Genomic DNA, 19,698 nt, shown 5'->3' with positions numbered 1-19,698 from the left:
GGCTCTCAAACCTTGCAGGGGCCTTGCGGCCCCTGCATTACGCTTGCACCGCCTCCACGAGTTCGCTCAGCGTGCGCGGTGCGGGAGCGAAGAACACGGCGCCGGTGTGCGCCGTCGAGAAATCGAGCAGGCGGTCGTGCATGCCTGGCGGATCGCCGAGGAACATGCGCTCCAGCATCTTCTGCGTCACCCACAGATGCCTGGAGTAGCCGATGAAGTAGGTGCCATATTCGCCCTGGCCGGGGCGGCCGAAGGGCATGTTGTCGCGCAGGATGTCGTGCTCGGTGCCGTCGTCGTCCACGATCGTGGCGAGGGTCTTGTGCGATTTCTGGCCGCTCGTCGCGTCGGGCAATTCGACATTGCTGACGATCTCCCGGCCGATGATCCGCTCTTGCTCGTCCTTGGCGAGCCGAGCCCACGGCTGCATTTGGTGCAGATACTTCTGCACCACCAAGTAGCTGCCGCCGGCGAACGCCTGATCTTCACTGCCGACCAGCGTCGAGGCGCCGATGTCGTGCCCGGTCGGGTTGGCCGTGCCATCGACAAAGCCAAGCAGGTCGCGGGAGTCGAAGTAGCGAAAACCGACCACCTCGTCGGCCACCGTCACGCTGCTGCCCAGTTGGTCCAGCAGCAGGCGCTCGAATTCAAAACAGAGGTCCTCGCGTTCGGCACGGATGTGAAAGAACAGGTCGCCGGGCGTGGCAGGCGCGGTGTGCTTGGCACCCTCGATGGGCACGAAGGGCCGTAGTTCCTTCGGGCGCTTCCCGGTCTGGAAACGGTCCCATAGCGCCGATCCCAGTGCAGTGATGCACGACAGCCGGCCGTTGAGATCGCGGAAGCCCACCGTTTTGATCAGGTCGTCCAGCCCGTCCAAGACGCCGGCGACCGCCTGAAGGGCCTCGTGGCCCTCGGCGACCGTCAACGTGAGAAACACCGCCGCGCGCGACAGCGGCGCATCGATGCTTTGCGAGTCAATTGGTACTCGATCCCAACCACTTCCAACCATTCGTGCCTCCAAAGACCATGTTAATTCATCATATTGCCAGAGATGGAAGCGCTATCACTGGCGCGCTAACAGGCGCGTGCCGCTGCAATTACCCGCACGCAGCCTCGGCGAGAGCGGGCTATGGGGTATTCGAGCAAGCCGCCCTGTCCCTGGCAACCAGCATTGCCCTGTGCTCGAACCGCTCAGAAACAACATTGGCTCGTCCGTGGGGTCGCTGCAGGTATGTCACGATCTCGTAGGGGCCGTCTGAAAGCGGTCGCATAGTGATCCCCCACGCATGGGCACGCTCAATGCGCGATTGCGCGGAGAGCCCCACTCCGTAGCCAGCGGTCACCCAAAGCGCCATCATCTCGAACGAAGTCACGTGCTGAATGCTCTGCTGGCTCAACGGAAGAAAGGACAGTCGCTGATCCAGCAGTAGGCAAGCCTCCGCCGGCCAGCGAAACACCGGATAGTCCAGAAGCTCGGCAAGCGTGATCTTCGCCTGGGCAACTAAGGGGGACCCCAGCGGCACTGCAACAGCCACGTTCTCCACCCAGAGCGGTTGGCTTTTCACAGCCGGAGCACCAGCGTTCCGAAGCGTCATTCCAGCGTCGTAGCGGCCTTCCTCAAGGCCCGTCAACAGATCATCGGCTGAGGTCTCAAAGAACGTGATGGTGACTTCTGGTTCCTCCGCGCGCTGTAGGGCAAGAAGCGTTGTGAGGCAAGAGGATGGCACTCCGGGCGCGATAGCAAGCCTGAAATGGGAAAACTGGCTGGTGGCGTCATGCATGAGGGCCCCCAATAAGCGATCTGTCCAGAAAGGCAAACCAGCGTTTCAGGAAAGAGTGAAGTTTAACGTCGTTATCTTTAACGTGGTTAATTGTGGCAGATTGTTTGACGCTTCTGCTAATGCAGAAATCAACAATTCAGCCAGGCCGTCCTTCTGGCACATCGACGTATGAATCCGAGTCGGCGTTAGCCTTCGGACAGGCCGTGCGCGCTGCGCGCGTCGCTCAAGGAGTCGCGCAAGACGAGTTCGCATCTCGGGCAAGCATTTCGCGTTCTCACATGGGTAAGATCGAGCGTGGTGAGCACGTGCCCACGCTTCCGCTCATACTGAAAATTTCTACGGCACTTGGAATAAGCGCGGCTGACCTGATGACGGCGACCGAACGCAATCTGCGTGCCGACACTGATCCCTGAGTGTCTAGCCTGCCAGGCTCCGTCAACCGTCCGAAGAGTCGCGAAGGCGAACGATAAATCGCTCCACCGAAGCCGATAAATTGCCGCCGTCCGGCCGAAGCAGGTAGGTGGTGATCACGGCAGAATCCATCGCCAAGGGGCGGATCACCACATCCGGCCGTTGGGAGATGGGAATCTTGGTCGCCGTCATGAAGCCGATGCCGTAGCCGGCGCCGACCAACGTGAGCATCATGTCCAGCGAGGACACTTCCTCGACAACATTCAGCTTGTGCTCCAACGTGTTGAGCAGCCGCTTGAGTTCGCGGCAATAGCCCTCGCATACCTGCGGGTCGCACAGGACAAGTGGATGGCCTTGAAGTTCTTGAAGTGGCACCTCCTTGTAGGTGAGCAATGAGTGACGAGCTGGCACCGCAATCACCAGCGGGTCGTGCCAGATTGGTTCGGCAGCGATACCGTCGCCGACATCGCCCGTGTGCGCGAACCCGATCATGAAGTCGCCCGAACGCAAGCCACGCACTTGCTCTGCCAGAGGCACTTCTGACAAGCGTATTTCGATCTCCGGCTCCTCGGCGCGGCAACGAGCCAGAAATGCCGACAGCCGTGGATCGATAGCCCCATCTGATACAGCGATGCGCAGGCTACCGCGCAAGCCCGATGCCACAGCCTTGGCATTTTCACGAGCCTGTTCCAGCACTGTGAATAGACGGCGAACATCTTGCAAGAAGACCGCGCCCGCCGCCGTTAGAACTGTTCCTCGTCGGTTTCGGTCGAAGAGCACTACGCCCAACTCGTCCTCAAGTTCCTTGATGGCTCGTGATAGCGGTGGTTGTTCGATATGCAGGCGCTCAGCCGCCCGCGTGAAATGTAGCTCCTCAGCAAGAACTACGAAGCAGCGAAGATGGCGCAGCTCCATAGGCCACCCTCCCGTTCCGACTTATCCAACACTGTGCTATCTCCCTATAGAAGTGACTGCCATTCTGGCGGCGGCGAGTTCGGCCACATCATTGGAAACTTCTGGCTGAATGAGCCAGGGCTGGGTTGACCGTGCGATGGCCCGAGGCAGGCACAACACTAGGCGAGCCTGATCAAGTCCGTGGGGTGATAAGGATCAGACGAAGGCTATCTCCAGCCACGCACGTCAATGGATGCCGTGCATCGTCCCCGTCTGACCCTTGGCCGATTGCGAACCAAGCGCTTGAACACGCTTGCGGTTGATCATCACCTGCGGATTGCTGAGGCTCTGCTCCTGGTCCGAGCCAAGGCAAGTACCCTGGGGCAGACGGCAAATGCCGGCGAAAATATTCGCCGGCTCCAGTTGCTGCCCGGAGACTGGCGGGACCAGAATGCCTCTCACCAGAAAGTGTGAGACATCCTGATGCTTAGCCCGCGCCGGATGCTTAATGCCGCACTGAACCATGCGGGTCGATGACGTACTTGTATGCAGAACCCGCGTCGAACTCTTTGTACGCGGCGGGCGCGTCTTCGAGCTTGATGAACTTAGTGTTCATCATCGGCGAAAGGTAAGGCATGCGATCGTTCAGTATCGCCCGCATTAACGCGTGGTTGTAGTTGGCCGTCGGAGATTGACCAGCCGACATTCGCGGCGACTTGATCCAGGCGTTGGACCATTCCAGATCCATATGGCCTTTCTTGGCTTTCGGGTCTTTCGAGATCGGGTTTGCGCAGTACACACCGACCGTACTGGTCATTCCGCCGAAGCGGACATATTTGAGCATTGCGTTGGTAACAGCGCTCTCCACGATCTTGTCAGCCTCCGCGCCAAACCCGCGGCAGTCCACACCAACATAGTCGATGACGCGATCCACCTCCCTGTGCCCGGTAATGCGTTCGAGATGCTCCTCGATCGGCACGCCGTCGGAAAGGTTGATGGTTTCCACGCCGTGTGGCTTGAGAAGGTCCAGCCGCTCTTGAATGTAATCGGCAACGATGATGGCGCCTGCACCCAGAAGTCTGGCGCAGGCGGCACCCGCTCTGCCGACCGGCCCGGCACCGAAGATCAGGATGTTTTCGCCGACGACGTAGGCCGGCGCGGCTGGCCAGTCTGGGCCAGCGAACCCATGGAAAGCTGTGGGTAATACGTCAGAGAGAAGGGTCAGGTCGCGGATTTTTTCCATGGCGGCATCCTTGTCAGGGAAGCGAAGGAGATTGAAATCCGCATACGGTACGAAGAGATAATCACCTTGCCCCCCCGTCCAGCCACCGAGGTTGAACCCGTAGGCTCCGCAGTCGATTTCGGGGTTGGTGTTCTCGCATACATCGGAGCGCATATGCTTGCAGTTGTAGCAACGCCCACACCCCACATTGAAGGGAACGGAAACGATGTCGCCCTTCTTCACGACTTCGACGTCTGATCCCACTTCGATCACTTCGCCGGTCATTTCATGGCCCATGGTCATTCCCTTGGGAACAGCAAACGAACCGCGATAAATGTGAAGGTCGCTGCCACAGATATTTGTGGTAACTATTTTGAGGATAGCGCCATGGGGTGCGCTTTTCCCTTGAGGGGTTATCAGCTCTGGAAATTTGAAGGTGTTGACCTTCATTTCCAAGGGCTTCTCGAAAGTCACGATTCGGTTACCGGTCGGAGTCATTTCGTCACCTCTGTGCGTTAATGTTTCCATCTTCTAAATCGAAGTGGGAAACGAAATTTACCGCTGTCAAGAAGAACGATCGTGGTACTGCCTAGCCGTTGGCCGCGTCTCCTTCTGCGGTCTTGACAGCATCGGATCAAGCTCAGAAGTGGTCAAACTGGAATAATCTATGTACAGATAGGCACGATCTATCTACGCGGGATCGTCGAGCCGTGCTCGTCTCCTAGCCGGGAGAGGGCAACGATCATCGCTACATCGCGCCTCCTAGCTTGATCTAGGAACAGTCAGCTCGACCCAGCGAGACATGAGGAGGCCGCATGCAGCAGGTACTCCTGTCCCCCGAGTTGCCCCTGGACCTAGTGGCCTTCGATGGGTTGCTCAGCACGTGGCGCCTGTTAGCGGCGCACACGGCATGCCTGCAATCTTCGCCTGGTTGAAGCAATACAGAGTTGCTCTTCAAGACTCGCTATTTCAGGGGGCTTTGAGATGAGTCTGCTTTGGGCTGGAACCGACGATGGATCGATATAACGGATTGAAGAGTGGCGGCGAGTTCGGGGGTGTGCACCATTTCGAGCAATGCACGCGATGACGGTGCCTCGAACGCATTTTTCCCAGCAACGAATCCGACATTTGAGTGCGACATTGGTCCATTGATTGCGATTGCGTGGAGATTTGGAATGTGCGCGAGTTGGCCGGCGAGAGATTGCGGAAGAACTGCCGAATATTTTCCTGTCGCCACGTGTGCCGATAGCACGTCAATTGAATCAGTGCGAATAGTCTGCGCGGTACATTGCATCAGCCTATCTTGAATGGGTTCAGGTACTGCCGAGTTCAGCACGCAGAGTTGTCTATTGAGAACATGGTCCCACGTTGTGCTTCGGGGTTGCTGTGTTCTCGCGGCGTGAAAAAGGAAAATGCGTTCACGGTACAGAAGGTGAGTATCGAAGTCTTCCCCTGGGATATCCTCCAAATGCATGAGTGCGATATCCAAATTGTTTTCTCGAATCGCCTGTAGCAGGGAAGAAGCGCCGGAAACCAGAACTGATTGTTGAAGTAAGGGTGTTTTTTCAGCAAGGGCGATGCTTAATGTGGGCGCTACACCGGCAGTTCCTGGGAGTATCCCTAGCCGGAATTGCCCCTCTATACCTCGCCGTAGTGCGGAGAGTTCTCGCTCCAGCCCTTTGCAGTCGTCATACATCTGCTGAGCCCAAGACAGTACGCGCATCCCTTCAGAAGTGAGGCCGTCATAGCGTCGGCCATGACGCACGATCTCGACACCCATGTCTTCCTCCAATTGCTTAATGCCCGCGGAGAGTGTCGGCTGAGAAACATTGCAGCTTTTGGCCGCGTTGCCAAAATGGCCTTCACGGTGCAAAGCAAGCAAGTATTCAAAGTTTCTTACGATCATATATTTTCTTCTGATAAAGTTGATTAGATTTTATACTTTCACGAAAAACCCTGCGCACGCTTCGATCCGCGTCCAACCTTGGGCACGTAGCTGGCACGCATGAAAGGCTGCCGCGCGCAGTGCCCATACAGTAGGTTCGACTCGTCATCGACGGTCAGCACCACAACGCACGGGACAGCCAATAGCGCGAACACAGGTGCTTTGCGCTGTGGGCGAGTCGTCCTCATGTAGCTTAGCAGTTGGCGCGTTCTGGAAGGGAGTAAGCGTGAGTGGTGAGGCACGCAACCGCAAAAGGCGGTGCTAAGCTCTTGAGCTGTTCGGGTCGTGGCCGTTGAAGCGGGGAGAGAATGGAGCCTGCCATGGCCGTTGTGGCGCAGCTGGGGAAATCCTGAAAAAGACTTCCTGATTTGGCAAAATCCCCGGACACCAATCGCCGAGCTTTTCGATGATGAAACAAATGACCTTCGCCGATGCCGAGTACGCCGGTAAGCGCAAGCAGACCCGCAAGGAGCTGTTCCTGATAGAGATGGATCGGGTCGTACCCTGGGAGGGTTTGATTGCTCTGATCAAACCTCATTACCCAAAGGGCGAAGGGGGCCGTCCAGCCTATCCGCTGATGGCGATGCTGCGGATTCATCTAATGCAGAACTGGTTCGGTTACAGCGATCCGGCGATGGAAGAGGCGCTGTACGAGACGACGATCCTGCGCCAGTTTTCCGGTCTGAGCCTGGAGCGAATCCCGGATGAAACCACCATCCTCAACTTCCGTCGCCTGCTGGAAAAGCATGAGTTGGCCACCGGTATTCTCGGCGTGATCAATGGCTATTTGGGCGACCGTGGCTTGTCACTGCGACAAGGCACCATCGTCGATGCCACTCTGATTCATGCGCCCAGTTCGACCAAGAACAAGGACGGCAAACGCGACCCGGAAATGCATCAGACCAAGAAGGGCAACCAGTATTACTTCGGTGCCAAAGCTCACATTGGTGTCGACGATGAGTCCGGGCTTGTGCACAGCGTGGTGGTCACTGCGGCCAACGTCGCGGACGTAACCCAAGTCGACAAACTGCTGCACGGTGGTGAGAACGTGGTCTGCGCTGATGCGGGCTATACCGGTGTAGAGAAGCGTGAAGAGCATGAGGGGCGCCAAGTCATCTGGCAGATTGCAGCCCGGCGCAGCACTTACAAAAAGCACGGTAACCGCAGCGCGTTATACAAAGCGATACGTAAGATCGAAAGAGCCAAGGCCCAGGTTCGCTCCAAGGTTGAGCATCCATTTCGGGTGATCAAGCGCCAGTTTGGTTATACGAAAGTGCGCTTCCGAGGCTTGGTGAAAAACACTGCTCAGATGGTGACGCTGTTCGCCCTGTCGAACATTTGGATGGCGCGTCGACATTTGCTCTCCAATGCAGGAGAGGTGCGTCCGTGAAGAGTGAAGTGACTGCTGCGAGGTGCTTGCAGCGGCAAAAAAGGCTGAAATAGACGGCAGGTTTGACCGGGATTTGAGCGGCTACCGTTTTTTGAAAGTGTCGATGGCGAAGTAGCCGGAAAACAGGGGCTACTTCAGACCATCCCTAGTACACCATGCCCCCAGCGTTTCCTTAGCTGCGATTGACGGGCATGCCTGGCGGTAGCTCAATAACAGCCATTTATGGATGAAGGAACGAGGGGAATAAGGCAGATGAAGATATTCACGATTGGATTCACTAAGACCTCCGCGCGGTCCTTCTTCACCAAGTTAAGTGCTTCTGGTGCCAAGCGCCTTGTCGATGTTCGCCTGAATAATGTTTCGCAATTGGCCGGGTTCGCTAAACGCGAGGATCTTCGATATTTTTCCGAGGCGTTGTGTGGGATGGAATATGAACATCTACCAGCACTTGCTCCAACCAAAGACATGTTCGAGGAATATAAAATAAAAGGGGGAGATTGGGATATCTACGCCAGTAAATTTCTGGATTTAATGTCGTCCCGAAAGATTGAGTCAATCGATAAAGAAAAGATTGATAACAGTTGCCTGCTTTGCAGCGAAGACAAGCCCCATCACTGCCATCGGAGGCTAGTGGCCGAGTACCTTGCAGGCAAATGGCCGAATGTTGAGATCGTGCATCTTTAGAGGGGCGACGTAGCTCCACGTTTCCAACGCCTCGTCTGGAGGGCTGAGAGAGACAAAGGCGCGTATCGGCGGGAGCCGGCGCCACACATTGGGCGTACAGAGCAACCTCGCCCGCCACGGCTCGATGTCAGCGCTCAACGAGGCGAGTGGCTCCAGGTGCATTGGCAGACGGGCCGCTGGCTGACGTCGTGGCGATCGGCGGATATGCACTGGGAAGCCCGCCCATGTGTTGGGCTATCATGTTGGCGACGCCTACGCCCAGGTGGGGCGCGGCAGGATCGCCGTCATTTACACCCCAGTTTGGTACTGCTATAGGTCTTCTGGAATAGCCGATACATCAGGACAAATTGAAGTAGCTCAATTAGGAGATATCTAATGTCAACCGGTATGTTTATTCTGCACTCCAACTATACGCCGGCGGGGGACCAGCCAGAGGCGATCGCGCGGCTGCTGTCGGACATAGAAGAAGGTGCGACGCACCAGACGCTGAAAGGTATCACCGGCTCAGGTAAGACCTTCACCATGGCCAATGTGATTCATCGTCTGAAGCGGCCCACGTTGATCTTGGCTCCCAACAAGACGTTGACCGCGCAGCTCTATAGTGAAATGAAGCACTTCTTTCCTGAGAATGCGGTCGAGTACTTCGTTTCGTATTACGACTATTTTCAGCCCGAGATCTATATGCCGGGCACCGATCGTTTCATACCGAAGGACTCGGCCATCAATGACCACCTTGAGCGCCTGCGCCTGTCCACGACCAAATCCTTGATTGAGCGTCGTGACGTGATCGTCGTCGCTTCGGTGTCTTCAATCTACGGCCTGGGTGATCCAGATGCATATCGAGCGCTACAGATCGCTCTGTCCCCTGGGGTCAAACTAAACCAGAGAGAGCTAATTCGTCGCTTGGCTTTGCTGCAATATGATCGCACGGAGCGTACGCTCAAGCGTGCAACGTTCCGCGTCCAAGGTGATGTGATTGACATTTTCCCCGCTGATTCCGAGTACAGGGCGGTTCGGGTGGAACTGTTGGATGACACTGTTGCGTCTGTCCAATGGATGGACCCTGTTACTGGCAAGACGTTGGGAGAGATAGACCATTATTTGGTTTCGCCAAAAACGCTTTTCGCACCGCCCACGAACAAAATAGATTCTGCATCCAAAAAGATACTCGCTGATATGGAAGAGCGGGTTGCCGAGCTGAACAGGAATAATCGCTTGGTCGAGGCAAACAGACTGTACGAGCGGATCACGCATGACGTGGAAATGATGCGCGAGGTCGGCTATTGCTCGGGGATGGAGAATTATTCCTGCTACTTCAGCGACCGAGACGCAGCTTCTCCTCCGATCACGTTGCTGGATTATTTGCCGAAAGACGGGCTGCTGTTCGTCGATGAATCTCATGTCATGGTGCCACAGATATCCGCAATGTACCGGGGGGATCAGGCGCGCAAGGACACGCTGATCGATTACGGGTTCCGTTTGCCTTCATCGAAGAACAACCGGCCATTGAACTTTGACGAGTTCGAGAAGGTCAAGCCTCAGACCATCTTTGTTTCCGCTACTCCGGGCGACTACGAGCTGAGGGTGTCGAAAGGCAGGGTTGTCGAACAGGTTATCAGGCCAACGGGACTGCTTGACCCCAAGGTTGAAGTGCGGAAAGCGGATGGATACATAGATGACCTGCTTGCCGAAATATCGAAGTGCGTGAAGAGAAAGAATCGAGTGCTTGTGACTACGCTGACGAAGGTCAGTGCAGAAGAGCTAACGGATTTCTTGACGGACAACGGGATTCGAGCGCGCTACATGCATTCGGACATAAAAGCGGAGGATCGTGTTGAGATCATCAATGGCCTGCGCGCAGGAGAGTTCGATGTTTTGATTGGGATTAGTCTTTTGCGCGAAGGGCTGGATATTCCAGAGGCATCATTGGTTGCCATTCTCGATGCAGACCGTGCAGGGTTCTTGCGTTCGGCCCATGCGCTCATTCAGATGATCGGTCGAGTCGCTCGGAATGAAAACGGCAAGGCGATCTTGTACGCCGACGCGGTGACGCCGGCGATGAAGCAGGCGATCGATGAGACCAATAGGCGCAGGCAGCTTCAAATTGCCTTTAACGAGGAAAATGGGATTTCTCCAGCCTCGTCTGTGCGAAAACTAGCAGGGGAAGAGACGAATACGGAGGAGCCCACCGTTCATTCCGAGGCTTTCTGCGAGAACTTGTCCGACCTTTGCGATCAGATCACTGCCAAGGAACAGCAGCTACTCGAATTTACCGATACCGGTGACGAGCAGCGCGTCGAAGACATTCGTCATCAGTTGGATGGGTTGTACCGGCAATTCATTTACATCTAATCGTTCGCCGGCATTGAGTTGCATGGCCGACCGATCTGCACCTGGGGCAAGCGGGCAGACGGTCGGCTCATCATTCAACCGGAGGGGTGAGCCGCCGAGGCTCAGTGCCCCGCTTTCCAAGGTGTGTGCCCTACAGCGTCTTGCGACGTGTCAGCGCAAAGCTGGCAACGATCCAACGGCGACCAGCATTTCATCAAATACCGCTCGAACCCTTCCCGGAATGGGGCCACGCTGAGGCCGATAGACGTACAACCCCCATGCCGGAGGTTCTTCGTTCTCCAGCACTCGCACGAGCTTCCCGCTGGCAATGTAGGGGGCGGCCATGTAGTCCGCCAGTTGCGCGAACGCGATCCCGGCCAGCGCCGCTCCCATTTCCATGTCGGCATTGTCTGCGACGAGAGTGGGTGCGGTAGGTGTCCACTGGCGTCCCGCCTTGAAGTGCCAAGGCCAGGGACGGCCGGTATTGATATCCAAGGCCACGGTAACTGGCAGGCTGCTTAGCGCATCGATGTTTGCAGGTACGCCCACTTTCTTGATCAGGCGCGGAGCGGCAACGATGGGGAGTCTCATGTCGGCGGCCTTGCGTGCGACGAAGCGGCTATCGCGCATGAATCCGACCCTGATCCCGACGTCAATCCCTTCGTCAACCGTATTGCTGATGCGATCGGACAGGCGCACATCCAGCGTGATGCCGGGATGGCGCGCGGCCACGCGCTCCAGTGCCGGTAGCACCGCTCTGGTGCCCAAGCTGTGCGGTGCGGTGATGCGAACCGTACCGGACAGAGAGGCCTGCTGGTCGGAGCCAGGCGTTCGCCACAGATCCTCGAACCGCTCCAATGCGGGGCGCACTTGGTCTAGCAGCCCTTCGCCGAAGGCGGTGATGCGCACCTGGCGCGTGCTTCGATGAAACAACACCTCGCCGTAGTGTTGCTCCAGTTGCTGGATGGCACGGGTTACACCTTGCGGAGAAGTCCCCAGCCGGACGGCCGCATCGCGAAAACTGCTGCTTTCGGCCGCCACCCGAAAGATGCGCAGTAGTTCCATTTCCTTGTTCATGACGCACGCCTTATGGCCGATTTCGCTGCTCGTTGATTGTTCCAGATTGTGGAATTATAAAATCGCAACAATTCCATATACAAGGGAGGCGCGGTTGCCCAGACTGACAACACCCCGGAATGCTCCGCTCCGAACAACCCAATAAGGAACGCGAATGAACGCTGCGACTCTCATCACTGCCTACTACGACGCCTTCAACCGCGGTGACCGCGAGGCCATGCTGTCAATGTTGACCGATGACGTCGCGCACGACTTGAACCAGGGCGCTCGTGAGGTCGGTCGCGAAGCCTTCCGCGCCTTCCTGCAGCGCATGGACCGCTGCTATGGCGAGCAACTGCGCGGGATCGTGGTGATGGTCAGCGCCGACGGCCTGTGTGCAGGCGCGGAGTACGTGGTGCATGGCGAATACAAGGTCACGGACGACGGGCTGCCGGAAGCCCAGGGCCAGCGCTACGTGCTGCCGGGCGGCGCGTTCTTCGAGATCCGCGATGGCAAGATCGCTCGTGTCACCAACTACTACAACCTCGGCGACTGGATCGCACAGGTTGGAGGGGACGCCTGAAATGACCAGCGACGTGCAGGTGCTGGTTCATCGTGGTCCGGACATTGCCGAATGGTTCGATGCCGTGGCAGGCCTGCGGGCGAGCGTCTTCCGCAGCTTTCCTTACCTGTACGAGGGCGACACCGAATACGAGAAGCACTACCTCGCTATGTACGCCCGTTCGGCAGACAGCCTGCTGGTACTCGCGCTCGCTGATGACGTGGTCGTGGGTGCGTCCACGGGATTGCCGCTCGGCGATGCGGAGCCGGCCTTCCAGGTGCCGTTCGCCGATCGAGGAATCCCGATGGAGGCAGTGTTTTACTGCGGCGAATCAGTCCTGCTCCCGGCCTTCCGGGGCCTTGGCCTGGGCCATCGCTTCTTTGACGAACGCGAAGCGCATGCCCGTTCGTTGGGCGGCATGCAGTGGACATCGTTCGCGTCGGTGGATCGAGCAGACGACGATCCCCGGCGTCCTTCCAACTACCGCAGTAATGATCCCTTCTGGATCCGTCGTGGCTACGTGCGGCAGTCGGACATGAAGGTTACGCTGCCCTGGAAACAGGTGGGTGAGCCGAGCGAAACCGAGCAGACGCTCACGATGTGGCTGCGCTCCCTGGAGAACGCGAAATGAAAGTAGCAGTTGCGAAATACGCAGTGGGTCAGCCCACGGGCTTCGAGGCATTCGCAGCGCGGCAGCGGCGGGTTCTGGAGGAGGCGAGCCGTGCCGGAGCGGAACTGGCCGTGTTGCCAGAATATCTGTCCCTCGAACTGGCTGCGATGTTCGAGCCTGGCATCCGCCAGGATTTCAACGCCTCGCTGGCCGCGCTGCAGGCCTTGCAGCCTGCGTGGCTGGCCCTGTACACCGACCTGGCGCGCGAGCTGCGCATGACCATTCAGGCCGGTACGTTCTTGACCCGGGTTGGACCGGATCGCTATCGCAACCGGGCGTGGTGGTTTGCGCCGGACGGCACGCGTGACTACCAGGACAAATTGCAGTTGACGGGGTTCGAGAAAGACACTGGCGTCATCGAGGGGGGCGACGAACTCAAAGTGTTCGACCTGAATGGCGTGCGTGCCGGCATCGCTGTCTGCTACGACAGTGAGTTTCCATTGCCCGTGCGAGCCCAGCGAGAGGCGGGTGCACGCCTGCTGTTGGTCCCGAGCTGTACGGACACGAGGGCAGGTGCAACCCGGGTTCGTGTGGGCTGCATGGCGCGGGCACTGGAGAACCGGATGTTCGTCGCACAGGCCGTGACGACCGGAGCTGCTGACTGGAGTCCGGCGCTGGACACGAACACTGGCGAGGCCACGATCTATGCACCCATGGATCGTGGATTCCCCGAGGATGGCATTCTCGCGACTACTTGCGGCACGCAGACATGGGCGATCGGTGATCTTGACGTTGAAGCACTCGAACGAAACCAAGAACAGGCCCAGGTTGCGGTCGATCGTGACTGGGACGGACAGATGTTGCCTGCACTGCGGAAAGCTCGACACTCGGGTCATCAGGTCGCCTAGCCGGTCTCATCTTGATAGCTTCAACTCGATGAGTCGGCTTAGATAGGTCATATCTATCTGCGCATAGATTTTTCCAGTTTGACCAGTTTTGAACTTGCCCCGATGCTGTCGATACATGCAAGAAATATTCATTGATTTGAATGTTTTGCGCTTCTTGGGAACAAACCTGTACTAGCCTGTAAGAGTGCTCGAAGAGCACAGAATTTGTGGCAAAGTTCGGCCGCATATACTATGGGGGAGTATTGTATAATGCGGCGGTGTACCCAAGTAGAGAGGTGTTCGATGCCACACAGTCCGGAAGAAAAGAAGCAAGCACTGACGCGCATCCGGCGCATCAAAGGTCAGGTAGCGACTCTTGAGCAAGCGCTTGATGCAGGTGCGGAATGCCCTGCAATTCTTCAGCAGCTTGCGGCCGTTCGTGGGGCAGTCAACGGATTGATGGCAACCGTTCTGGAGAGCTATCTGCGGGAAGAATTTCCCAGTAGCGAAATCAGGAGCGATTCGCAGAACAAGTCCATTGACGAGACCATCTCTATCGTCCGCTCCTATCTGCGATAGAGGCACCAGGGTGCCCTCGGTGAGGGCAAATTTAGTTAGCTAGTAAAGGAAGCGACATCATGAAATCACGTGCAGCAGTTGCCTTCGGGCCAGGAAAGCCGCTGGAAATCGTCGAGATCGACGTCGAGCCGCCGCGCAAGGGCGAGGTGCTCATCAAGATCACGAATACCGGCGTTTGCCATACCGACGCCTTCACCCTGTCGGGCGACGACCCCGAAGGTCTCTTCCCGGTCGTGCTGGGTCATGAAGGTGCGGGTATCGTCGTGGAGGTGGGTGAAGGTGTGACCAGCGTGAAGCCTGGCGATCACGTCATTCCGCTCTACACCGCCGAATGCGGCGAGTGCCTGTTCTGCAAGTCCGGCAAGACCAACCTGTGTGTCGCGGTTCGCGCAACCCAGGGCAAGGGGCTGATGCCCGATGGTACGACTCGCTTCTCGTACAACGGTCAGCCGCTTTACCACTACATGGGCTGCTCGACCTTCAGCGAATACACGGTCGTCGCCGAAGTCTCGCTGGCCAAGATCAACCCGGACGCCAACCCCGAGCACGTCTGCCTGCTGGGCTGCGGCGTGACCACCGGCATCGGCGCCGTGCACAACACGGCCAAGGTACAGCCCGGCGACTCGGTGGCCATCTTCGGCCTCGGCGGCATCGGTCTCGCTGCGATTCAAGGTGCACGCCAGGCCAAAGCGGGCCGCATCATCGCCATCGATACCAATCCGGCGAAGTTCGAACTGGCTCGTACCTTCGGCGCGACCGAATGTCTCAACCCGAAGGACTTCGACAAGCCGATTCACGAGGTTCTGATCGAGATGACTGGCTGGGGTGTCGATCACACCTTCGAGTGCATCGGCAACGTCAACGTGATGCGTTCGGCTCTGGAAGCTGCCCACCGCGGCTGGGGCCAGTCGATCGTCATCGGCGTCGCCGGGGCCGGCAAGGAAATCTCGACCCGTCCGTTCCAGTTGGTCACCGGCCGGACCTGGAAGGGGTCGGCTTTCGGCGGGGTCAAGGGGCGCACCCAACTCCCGGGCATGGTGGAAGACGCAATGAAAGGCGAGATCGATCTCGCCCCGTTCGTCACTCACACCATGGGTCTCGACGAGATCAACCACGCCTTCGACCTGATGCATGAAGGCAAGTCGATTCGCACGGTGATCCACTACTGATCACTCACTATCCATTCAACACCAACCACCAAGGAAATTAACCATGTCCAATCCTGTCATTTCCGGCGACGGCATCTTCTCGCACGTCTTCATCGGCGCCGCCGACGTCCAGAAGTCGGCCGCGTTCTATGACGCCGCTCTGGGTGCTCTCGGCATCAAGAACCTCGGTCCTTTCGGCAACGGATGGGTGCTTTTCGGTCGCGAAAAGCCGGCTTTCATCATCGCCCGTCCGGGCAATGGTGAAGCGCCTTCCAGCAACGGCGTGACGGTCGGCTTTGCGGCCGCCACTCCCGCCGAAGTGGATGCCTTCCACGCCGCCGGCCTTGCCGCAGGCGGCACCGACGAGGGCCAGCCTGGCCCGCGTGGCCACCTGCCGGGTGCCTATGCGGCCTACCTGCGTGATCCGGCGGGCAACAAGGTTTGCTCGTACACCTTCGTCTGAAAGCTAGGAAGCTGAGGGCGTTCTGAAAGGGCCAGCACAAGCCTCTACACGGCGAGCCTATTAGACGGACCGTGTAGAGCGGTGCCCGCTCATGAAGATCGGCCCGCAGCCATGTGCGAAACGCATGGCTGCGGGCATTTGCTTTGAAGCGTGTTTTTCAACCAAGAAGAAATGAGGTCGTTATGAAAGAGCCGGCCAACATCAATACGACGACCGTACAACCCACCCCGACCGCCACCGTGTACGGCATGCCGGCCTATACCGATCGTGCTGCCGCCGTGGGTGAAGTGCACGCGCGCCCGCATCTCTTGATTCAGGCCCCCCGCGGCATATTGCAGCTCGCTTTCATGACCGAAGGCGACCAGGCCAGGGATCAGATGGCGATGAGCGAGTTGTCTCATCGCTTCGGCGTTGCCGAACCCGACCATACTACGCCGCTCCACGGCGTGACATGGGATGAAGGAGACCTGCACTGCGAAAAGCACACCGAGTTCTCGACGTATCTCTGGTGCGCTTCGCTGGATTCCGAGACGGGAGAGCCGTGCGGCGAAAATCCGTTCAAGCATGGATTTGTTCCTCCCGGCCCGGTCGTATCCGGCATCCGTTTGAGACTTCTTCCGTGGACGCCGGAAACGGAGAAGGAGGTCGATCGCTTCGATCCTGCCAGCCTGTGCTACTCGCTGGTGGAGAACGGCTCTGCCGCCATCCTGACCGACTTTCGACAGGATGAGGATGGCCTGACGCAGATCCTCGTCCTGGCCCGCGATTTGACCCCGGCGCGGGCGGGTGCGCTGGCTCAACGTCTGCTGGAGATCGAGACTTACCGCACCTTGGCGTTGCTGTCCCTGCCGTTGACACGATCGATGACGTCGGAACTGCGACGCATGGAGTCGCGCCTTGCGGCGATCACCGACGAGATGTGTACGAGCTTGGTGGAACGGCGCGACAGCGACGTGCTGCTGTCCGAATTGACCGGCCTGGCTGCCGAGCTGGAAGCTGGCGTTGCGGCGAATCTCTATCGCTTCGGCGCCAGCCGTGCCTACTACGAGATCGTCGAGGAAAGGCTGGCAGCGCTTTCGGAAGAGGCCGTATCCGGGTACTGCACCTGGGCGGATTTCCTGCAGCGTCGCATCGCTCCCGCCATGCGGACATGCCAATCCGTAAAGGAGCGCCAGACCAAGCTCTCCGACAAGCTGACCCGGGCCATCGCGTTGCTGCGTTCCTGGATCGACGTCGAGCTTGAACGCCAGAACCGCGATCTGCTTGCGTCGATGAACAACCGGGCCAAGATGCAATTGCGCCTTCAGCAAACCGTCGAAGGCCTGTCGGTCGCGGCAATTTCTTATTACGTCGTGAGTCTTCTCGGCTATTTGCTCAAGGGCATTCCGATGGTTCACGACAGCGTGGCGCCGGTGATGGCGGTTCTGGTGCCTGCGGTGATGCTGACGATCTGGTGGATCGTGCGCAGGATCAGACACGCCCACGGCGACACGGCAGCGGAAGAGAAATCTTCCTGACGAGCTGCCGTCCTGGCGCGCGAGAGCTGCGCCGTTCCTTTGAACATAGGAGAACACCATGGAACGCATCGAACATCACGCCAGCTTTGATGGTTGGCAGGACGTTTATCAGCATGAATCCACGACGCTCGGTTGCACGATGAAAGTCGGCGTCTATCTGCCTCCGCAGGCACAGCACGGCAAGGTGCCGGTGCTGTACTGGCTTTCAGGCCTCACCTGCACCGAGCAGAACTTCATCACCAAGTCCGCCGTCCAGCGCTACGCAGCCGAACATGGCATTGCCGTCGTCGCGCCCGATAGCAGCGCTCGCGGCGAAGGCGTTGCCGACGATCCCGCCTATGACCTCGGACAGGGGGCAGGTTTCTACGTCAACGCCACGCAGGAACCCTGGGCTGCGAATCATCGGATGTATGACTACGTGGTGCAGGAACTACCGGCGCTGATCGAGGCCCACTTTCCCGTGACAGCGGAGCGGAGCATCAGCGGCCATTCCATGGGGGGACACGGTGCTCTGGTCATCGCCCTGCGCAACCCGGGCCGTTATCGAAGCGTCTCGGCCTTCTCGCCCATCGTCGCGCCCACCCAGGTTCCCTGGGGACACAAGGCCTTCGAGGCGTACCTGGGCAGCGACCGGGAGGCGTGGAAGCAGTACGACACCGTGGAGCTGATTCGCACCGTGCAGGAGCGTCTGCCGCTGCTGGTGGATCAGGGTTTGGGCGACGAGTTCCTGGAGAGTCAGCTTCAGCCCGATCTGCTGCGCAAGGCCTGCGACGAGACGGGGCACCCGCTCACGTTGAATCTGCGCCCAGGCTACGACCACAGCTACTACTTCATTGCCAGTTTCATTGGCGAGCATATGGCACACCACGCATCGGCGCTGAAACGCTGAGAGAGAGGAGATCAGGTCATGACAAAGACCTCCAAAAACCGACATCACGTCGTCATTATCGGAGCGGGCTTCGGCGGGATCGAGGTTGCCAACCAGCTTGCTGGTGCCGAGGTCGATGTGACGATCATCGACCGGCGCAATCATCACCTGTTCCAGCCGCTGCTTTACCAGGTCGCAGGGGCATCTCTCTCGACATCCGAGATCGCCTGGCCTATTCGCTATCTATTCCGAAATCGCCCGGAAGTGAACACCTTGATGGCGGAAGTGGAAGGTATCGACCAGGACGCGCGTCAGGTCATTCTCAACAATGGCTCGCGCCAAACCTACGACACGCTCGTACTCGCGACAGGTGCTACCCATGCCTATTTCGGACACGACGAATGGGGGGCTTTCGCGCCGGGGTTGAAGACGCTGGAAGATGCCACGACCATTCGAGGCCGAATCCTCGCGGCTTTCGAGGAGGCCGAGCGCACGAGCGATCCTCAGCAGCGTGCCGCGCTGCAGACGTTCGTCATCATCGGTGGTGGTCCCACCGGGGTTGAATTGGCCGGGACCATCGCCGAGCTTGCACGAGACACGCTGGCGCGTGACTTCCGCTCGATCGACCCGAGCACGTCCCGGGTTGTACTGATCGAGGCGGGCCCGCGTCTGTTGTCCGTCTTTCCAGAGGATCTTTCGGCCTATACGCGCCAGGCACTCGAAAAGCTCGGGGTCGAGGTCGTGCTGGGTACGCCGGTCACCGAATGCTCGGCCGACGGCGTGGTGTATGGCGGCAAGCCTCTTTCGGCCAAGACCATCGTTTGGGCCGCCGGCGTCCAGGCGTCTCCCGCGGCTCGCTGGTTGGGTGCTGCGTCTGATCGTGCGGGTCGAGTGGTCGTTGGTCCCGACCTGACGGTGGCCGGTCGCCCGGAGGTCTTCGCCATCGGCGATACCGCCTCGTGCACCATGGCTGATGGGAAGCCCGTACCGGGCATCGCCCCCGCCGCCAAACAGCAAGGCAAGTACGTCGCCAACCTCATTGGACGGCGTTTGAAAGGCAAGCCCGCTGACGGGCCTTTCAAATACCGGCATCAGGGGAACCTGGCCACCATCGGCCGCAGCCTGGCCGTAATTGACATGGGGCGGGTTAAGCTGCGTGGAGCCTTTGCGTGGTGGATCTGGAAGCTCGCGCATATCTACTTTCTGATCGGTACGCGAAATCGTCTCAGCGTCGCGTTGAGCTGGGTATGGAACCATAGCATCGGCTACCGCGGCTCTCGCATCATCATGCATGCGATTAGCGACAAAGAGCCCACGGCGTTGGATAAATCCGGCTCTCTGGATTGAGGTGCA

At 58.4% G+C, this 19,698-nt stretch carries 19 protein-coding genes; 13 read left to right on the top strand and 6 right to left on the bottom strand.

Going from position 1 to position 19,698, the window contains the following annotated elements; translation table 11 throughout:
• Positions 1-37: 37 nt before the first annotated feature.
• Both G7020_RS02085 and G7020_RS02080 read right to left on the bottom strand, forming a co-directional pair.
• Positions 38-1,006: a Dyp-type peroxidase gene (locus G7020_RS02085; protein ID WP_020924940.1), complete on the bottom strand. Its 969-nt coding sequence runs from the start codon at positions 1,004-1,006 to the stop codon at positions 38-40.
• 118 nt (positions 1,007-1,124) lie between these two features.
• Complete coding sequence (locus tag G7020_RS02080; protein ID WP_023106332.1) at positions 1,125-1,778, bottom strand: substrate-binding domain-containing protein; 654 nt, start codon at positions 1,776-1,778, stop codon at positions 1,125-1,127.
• 119 nt (positions 1,779-1,897) lie between these two features.
• Between G7020_RS02080 and G7020_RS02075 the strand changes: the two genes are divergently transcribed.
• On the top strand, positions 1,898-2,191 hold the full coding sequence (locus G7020_RS02075) for a helix-turn-helix domain-containing protein (protein ID WP_009459591.1): 294 nt from the start codon (positions 1,898-1,900) through the stop codon (positions 2,189-2,191).
• Between the two features lie 22 nt (positions 2,192-2,213).
• On the opposite strand, the gene G7020_RS02070 is transcribed toward G7020_RS02075, so the two are convergent.
• The 3 genes from G7020_RS02070 to G7020_RS02060 all read right to left on the bottom strand — a co-directional run bounded on the left by G7020_RS02070 (position 2,214) and on the right by G7020_RS02060 (position 6,211).
• On the bottom strand, positions 2,214-3,104 hold the full coding sequence (locus G7020_RS02070; protein WP_023103878.1) for a LysR family transcriptional regulator: 891 nt from the start codon (positions 3,102-3,104) through the stop codon (positions 2,214-2,216).
• A 484-nt stretch (positions 3,105-3,588) separates the two neighbouring features.
• Positions 3,589-4,803, bottom strand: coding sequence for a glutathione-independent formaldehyde dehydrogenase (locus G7020_RS02065; protein WP_023093406.1), 1,215 nt, complete (start codon positions 4,801-4,803; stop codon positions 3,589-3,591).
• Between the two features lie 466 nt (positions 4,804-5,269).
• Positions 5,270-6,211, bottom strand: coding sequence for a LysR family transcriptional regulator (locus tag G7020_RS02060; protein WP_028698648.1), 942 nt, complete (start codon positions 6,209-6,211; stop codon positions 5,270-5,272).
• 448 nt (positions 6,212-6,659) lie between these two features.
• Here G7020_RS02060 and G7020_RS02055 point away from each other — a divergent pair, with 448 nt between their 5' ends.
• The 3 genes from G7020_RS02055 (at position 6,660) to uvrB (ending at position 10,676) form a co-directional block, all read left to right on the top strand.
• Positions 6,660-7,640 carry an IS5-like element ISPa26 family transposase gene (locus G7020_RS02055; protein WP_024086516.1) on the top strand — a complete coding sequence of 327 codons (981 nt, stop codon included), beginning with the start codon at positions 6,660-6,662 and terminating at the stop codon, positions 7,638-7,640.
• Between the two features lie 252 nt (positions 7,641-7,892).
• Positions 7,893-8,324, top strand: a complete 432-nt coding sequence (locus G7020_RS02050) for a DUF488 family protein (RefSeq protein ID WP_023835768.1) — start codon at positions 7,893-7,895, stop codon at positions 8,322-8,324.
• Positions 8,325-8,699: 375 nt separating this feature from the next.
• Entirely contained in the window at positions 8,700-10,676 is a 1,977-nt protein-coding gene (gene uvrB, locus G7020_RS02045) for an excinuclease ABC subunit UvrB (RefSeq protein ID WP_028690943.1), read from the top strand.
• Positions 10,677-10,826: 150 nt separating this feature from the next.
• Here uvrB and G7020_RS02040 read toward each other — a convergent pair whose 3' ends face one another.
• On the bottom strand, positions 10,827-11,732 hold the full coding sequence (locus G7020_RS02040) for a LysR family transcriptional regulator (protein ID WP_023103881.1): 906 nt from the start codon (positions 11,730-11,732) through the stop codon (positions 10,827-10,829).
• A gap of 154 nt (positions 11,733-11,886) precedes the next feature.
• Here G7020_RS02040 and G7020_RS02035 point away from each other — a divergent pair, with 154 nt between their 5' ends.
• The 9 genes from G7020_RS02035 to G7020_RS01995 all read left to right on the top strand — a co-directional run bounded on the left by G7020_RS02035 (position 11,887) and on the right by G7020_RS01995 (position 19,692).
• Positions 11,887-12,294: a ketosteroid isomerase-related protein gene (locus G7020_RS02035; protein ID WP_023103882.1), complete on the top strand. Its 408-nt coding sequence runs from the start codon at positions 11,887-11,889 to the stop codon at positions 12,292-12,294.
• A gap of 1 nt (position 12,295) precedes the next feature.
• Positions 12,296-12,904: a GNAT family N-acetyltransferase gene (locus G7020_RS02030; protein ID WP_028690944.1), complete on the top strand. Its 609-nt coding sequence runs from the start codon at positions 12,296-12,298 to the stop codon at positions 12,902-12,904.
• Entirely contained in the window at positions 12,901-13,791 is an 891-nt protein-coding gene (locus G7020_RS02025; protein WP_028690945.1) for a carbon-nitrogen hydrolase family protein, read from the top strand. Before G7020_RS02030 ends, G7020_RS02025 begins: the two co-directional genes overlap by 4 nt.
• A gap of 282 nt (positions 13,792-14,073) precedes the next feature.
• On the top strand, positions 14,074-14,349 hold the full coding sequence (frmR, locus tag G7020_RS02020; RefSeq protein WP_007182548.1) for a formaldehyde-responsive transcriptional repressor FrmR: 276 nt from the start codon (positions 14,074-14,076) through the stop codon (positions 14,347-14,349).
• A gap of 59 nt (positions 14,350-14,408) precedes the next feature.
• The gene (locus tag G7020_RS02015) at positions 14,409-15,518 is read left to right on the top strand and encodes an S-(hydroxymethyl)glutathione dehydrogenase/class III alcohol dehydrogenase (RefSeq protein WP_011871467.1); all 1,110 of its coding nucleotides are present in this window, start codon (positions 14,409-14,411) and stop codon (positions 15,516-15,518) included.
• 43 nt (positions 15,519-15,561) lie between these two features.
• Positions 15,562-15,960: a VOC family protein gene (locus G7020_RS02010; protein ID WP_023103885.1), complete on the top strand. Its 399-nt coding sequence runs from the start codon at positions 15,562-15,564 to the stop codon at positions 15,958-15,960.
• 182 nt (positions 15,961-16,142) lie between these two features.
• Positions 16,143-17,477: a DUF3422 family protein gene (locus G7020_RS02005; protein WP_023464791.1), complete on the top strand. Its 1,335-nt coding sequence runs from the start codon at positions 16,143-16,145 to the stop codon at positions 17,475-17,477.
• A 58-nt stretch (positions 17,478-17,535) separates the two neighbouring features.
• Positions 17,536-18,366: an S-formylglutathione hydrolase gene (gene fghA, locus G7020_RS02000; protein ID WP_023464790.1), complete on the top strand. Its 831-nt coding sequence runs from the start codon at positions 17,536-17,538 to the stop codon at positions 18,364-18,366.
• An 18-nt stretch (positions 18,367-18,384) separates the two neighbouring features.
• Complete coding sequence (locus G7020_RS01995; protein ID WP_028690947.1) at positions 18,385-19,692, top strand: NAD(P)/FAD-dependent oxidoreductase; 1,308 nt, start codon at positions 18,385-18,387, stop codon at positions 19,690-19,692.
• Positions 19,693-19,698: the final 6 nt, after the last annotated feature.

This window comes from Stutzerimonas stutzeri (assembly GCF_013522825.1).
Taxonomy (GTDB): Bacteria; Pseudomonadota; Gammaproteobacteria; order Pseudomonadales; family Pseudomonadaceae; genus Stutzerimonas; species Stutzerimonas stutzeri_AK.
This window is presented reverse-complemented; position numbering and strand designations above follow the sequence as displayed.